This is a genomic window from Pseudoflavonifractor sp. An85, from assembly GCF_002161235.1.
In the GTDB taxonomy this organism is placed as follows: domain Bacteria; phylum Bacillota; class Clostridia; order Oscillospirales; family Oscillospiraceae; genus Enterenecus.
The window spans coordinates 1-795 of the sequence record NZ_NFHE01000126.1; the positions used below are offsets into that span (position 1 = coordinate 1).

The following is a 795-nucleotide window of genomic DNA, read 5'->3' on the forward strand; positions in this document are numbered from 1 at the left end:
ATCATGGAGCAGATGAATTTCCGAAGACTGCCGCCGAAGTCGGTGATCCAATGGTATTCCGGTTCCTCGGCGTGGGCCGTGACGGGAAGCAGCAGGACGAGGGCAATGGCGACGGCGGTTATCGCCGCCATGCGCAGCCACCTGCGCCGCCTGTCGTATACGGATGTTTCCGTGATGGTGATGTTATTCATGGGTGTCCTTTCTTGCGTCCGCCGGTCACAGGCCGAACTCGTATGTGCCGTCCGCACGGTGGTAGGTTGCGGATACGGTTGCGGTGCCGGAACCGGGGGCGGTATCCGCGATGGTCAGGGTGAACGCGGTGGTGATGGTGTTCTCGTTGTAATTGATGGTGGCGGTGCCGTTCCATGTCGCCGTGGAGGCGGTGGGATAGTAGGCGGCGCACCATTTGCTCAGTTCGCTGGTGAGGTTGTCCGTACCGCCCAGCAGGGCGGTGATCTCGTCGTTCAGCCCTTCCACGGTGATGTCCTGCACGGGGTTCTGCCGTACATAGTCCGTGTCTTGCAGTTGGAAGGCGGTGCCGCTGGACAGGGTGGCGCTGAGGGTGTCCGTCACCTCGCCGGTGCCTGTCTGGCAGGTGTAGCGGATGACATGGGTGCCGGTGTCCGTCTCGAACACGGCGGTGTCGATCTCCATACCCGCCGTGTCGGTGCCCTTCTCCAATCGGGTGACGGCGTAGGTGTGTTCGGTGGCCTTACCGTTCACGGTTTCCGTGTAGGTGTGTCCGGTAAATTGCAGGGTGTCGGTGCCGTTGTTGGCGGACCAGACGGAGGCGGA

General features: G+C 62.1%; 1 protein-coding gene. It reads right to left on the bottom strand.

Features of this window, described 5'->3' with window-relative positions; all coding sequences use genetic code 11:
• Positions 1-216: 216 nt before the first annotated feature.
• The coding region (locus B5G37_RS15440) for a hypothetical protein (RefSeq protein ID WP_158099455.1) at positions 217-795 on the bottom strand (579 nt) is incomplete at its 5' end.